The following is a 2,875-nucleotide window of genomic DNA, read 5'->3' as shown; positions in this document are numbered from 1 at the left end:
GGCCGGGTTTTCCAGTCCAGGCTCGCTCCCACAGGGCATGAGTGCTAGCAGCATCCCGACGCCAACTCCTTGAGAATCGGGCAGTCGGGACGATGGTCGCCCTGGCAGTGTTCCACCAGGTCCTGGAGGGTATCGCGCAGTTCCGCCAGTTCGCGGATTTTCTGGTTCAGCTCGTCGATATGTTGCCGAGCGAGCGCCTTGACGTCGGCGCTGGCGCGTTCGCGGTCCTGCCAGAGCGTCAGCAATTTACTGACCTCTTCCAGTGAAAACCCCAGGTCGCGGGAGCGCTTGATGAAGGCCAGTGTGTGCAGATCGTCCGTGCCGTAGATCCGGTAGCCGCTGTCGGTGCGATGGGCCGCCCTGAGCAGGCCGATGGATTCGTAATACCGGATCATCTTCGCGCTAAGGCCGCTCTGGCGGGCGGCTTCGCCGATGTTCATCGCTTGTCCTCCAAGTGCTTGGGTGTCCAGAACTTCAACAATAATGCATTGCTCACCACGCTGACGCTGGACAGCGCCATCGCTGCGCCGGCCAGTACCGGATTGAGCCAGCCGAAGGCTGCCAGCGGGATGCCGATCAGGTTGTAGACGAAGGCCCAGAACAGATTCTGGCGGATCTTGGCGTAGGTCTTGCGGCTGATGTCCAATGCCGCTGGAACCAGGCGCGGATCACCGCGCATCAGGGTGATGCCGGCGGCGTGCATCGCCACGTCCGTGCCGCCGCCCATGGCAATGCCGATGTCGGCGGCAGCCAGGGCGGGGGCGTCATTGATGCCGTCGCCGACCATCGCCACCACGGCGTGTTTTTTCAATGCTTGAACGATGGCGGATTTATCAGCCGGCAACACTTGCGCGTGGACATTGGCGATCCCCAGCGCTTGAGCGACCACCTGGGCACTGCCGCGGTTGTCCCCCGTGAGCAAGTGGCTGGCGATATCGCGTTGATTCAACGCTTGAACGGCGGCGCTGGCGCCAGGCTTAAGGGTATCGCCGAAGGCGAACAGGCCCAGGACCCGAGGGGTGGCGCCTTGTTCGATCAACCAGGACAGGGTTCGACCTTCGGTCTCCCAGGCTCGCGCCGATTCCCCCAGCGAGCCGGGTGTCAGGCCCAGTTCCTCCAGCAGGCGTTGATTACCCAAGGCCAGGCGGCGTCCGTCGAGGCTGCCGACAATGCCGCGCCCGGTCAGGGACTGGCTGTCGCTGATGTCCGGTACGGTCAAGCCACGCTCGCTGCAGGCGTCCAGCACCGCTTTGGCCAAGGGATGCTCGCTGCCGCGTTGCAAGGCGCCGGCCAGGCTCAGCAGGATGTCTTCGTCTCCATCAAGGGCGGCCAGGTGAGCGATGCGCGGCGTGCCAGACGTCAGGGTCCCGGTCTTGTCAAAGACCACCGTGCTGACTTCATGAGCACGTTCCAGCGCCTCGGCATCCTTGATCAGAATTCCGTGGCGGGCGGCCACGCCGGTACCGGCCATGATCGCCGTCGGTGTCGCCAGGCCCAGGGCGCATGGGCAGGCAATCACCAGCACGGCGACGGCATTGATCAGCGCGGTTTCCAGCGGCGCCCCGTACAGCCACCAGCCGACCAACGTGGCGAGGGCCAGGATCAACACGACGGGTACGAATACCTGGCTGACTTTATCCACCAGCTTCTGGATGGGCGCCTTGGCTGCCTGGGCGTCTTCCACCAGGCGGATGATGCGCGCCAACACCGTCTCGGTGCCCAGGGCCTGGGTGCGCACCAGCAGGCGGCCTTCACCGTTGATCGCGCCGCCGGTGACTTTATCACCGGGCCGCTTGGGCACGGGCAGGCTTTCGCCGCTGATCAGCGCCTCGTCGGCATGACTCTGGCCTTCGATCACCTCACCGTCCACCGGGAAACGTTCGCCGGGCTTGACCAACACCAGGTCATCCAGGCGCAGGGCGCTAATGGCGACGTCCTGTTCTTCGCCATCTATCACTTGAATTGCCCGCTCCGGTCGCAAGGCTTCGAGGGCACGGATGGCACTGGCGGTTTGTCGTTTGGCGCGGCTTTCCAGGTATTTGCCGAGCAATACCAGGGCGATCACCACGGCTGAGGCTTCGAAATACAAATGCGGCATGCTGCCGGGCTGGGCAATCGCCCATTCATAGAGGCTCAGCCCGTAACCGGCGCTGGTCCCCAGGGCGACCAGCAGGTCCATGTTCCCGGCTCCGGCGCGTACCGCTTTGAAAGCTGCGATGTAAAAACGCGCCCCGAAGATGAATTGCACCGGCGTCGCCAACGCGAATTGCACCCAGGCTGGCAGCATCCAGTGGACGCCGAACGGCTGCAACAGCATCGGCAAGACCAGCGGGACGGACAGCAGGATCGCCATCAGCAAGGCCAGGCGTTCGCGGTGCAGGTGATCGGTTTGGTTTTTTTGAGGTGTCTCGGCCTGCCACACGCTGGCATCGTAACCGGCGCGCTTGACCGCATCGATGAGCGTTTGCGGATCAACCTGCCCGAGCAACTCGAGGTGCGCCCGCTCGTTGGCGAGGTTGACGCTGACCCGGTTCACGCCGGCGATTTTACCCAGCGCCCGTTCGATGCGCCCGACGCAGGATGCGCAGGTCATGCCTTCGATGTTCAATTCCAGGGTGTGGACAGGGACGCTGTAGCCGGCCTGTTCAACGGCTTGCATCAGCGCTGGCAAGCTGTCCGCCGGGGCCTGGATTCGCGCCTGTTCGGTCGCCAGGTTGACACTGACAGCACTGGCGCCGGTGACTTTGCTCAAGGCTCGCTCGACCCGTCCGGCGCAGCTGGCACAGGTCATGCCGGAGATCGGCAGATCAAAGGTGGTGGATTCGGACATGGGGCAGGCTCCCTGTAGTGGATGACCACAGGATCAACCTTGCCA

2 protein-coding genes are annotated in these 2,875 nt (G+C 63.9%); both read right to left on the bottom strand.

The genetic code is table 11. The features are described from left to right. Positions 1 to 44 precede the first annotated feature (44 nt). The gene (gene cueR / locus OC610_RS24730; RefSeq protein ID WP_264431616.1) at positions 45 to 440 is read right to left on the bottom strand and encodes a Cu(I)-responsive transcriptional regulator; all 396 of its coding nucleotides are present in this window, start codon (positions 438 to 440) and stop codon (positions 45 to 47) included. After that, the gene (locus OC610_RS24725) at positions 437 to 2,830 is read right to left on the bottom strand and encodes a heavy metal translocating P-type ATPase (RefSeq protein ID WP_264431614.1); all 2,394 of its coding nucleotides are present in this window, start codon (positions 2,828 to 2,830) and stop codon (positions 437 to 439) included. The genes cueR and OC610_RS24725 overlap by 4 nt, the downstream gene beginning before the upstream one ends. Positions 2,831 to 2,875 lie beyond the last annotated feature (45 nt).

The organism is Pseudomonas agronomica, from assembly GCF_025917275.1.
In the GTDB taxonomy this organism is placed as follows: domain Bacteria; phylum Pseudomonadota; class Gammaproteobacteria; order Pseudomonadales; family Pseudomonadaceae; genus Aquipseudomonas; species Aquipseudomonas agronomica.
The sequence above is the reverse complement of the archived record's forward strand: the minus strand, read 5'-3'. Positions and strand labels throughout refer to the sequence as shown.

Excerpts from the sequence above, each read along its gene's own strand:
- cueR (WP_264431616.1), bottom strand. The coding sequence starts at position 440 with ATGAACATCGGCGAAGCCGCCCGCCAGAGCGGCCTTAGCGCGAAGATG.
- OC610_RS24725 (WP_264431614.1), bottom strand. The coding sequence starts at position 2,830 with ATGTCCGAATCCACCACCTTTGATCTGCCGATCTCCGGCATGACCTGT.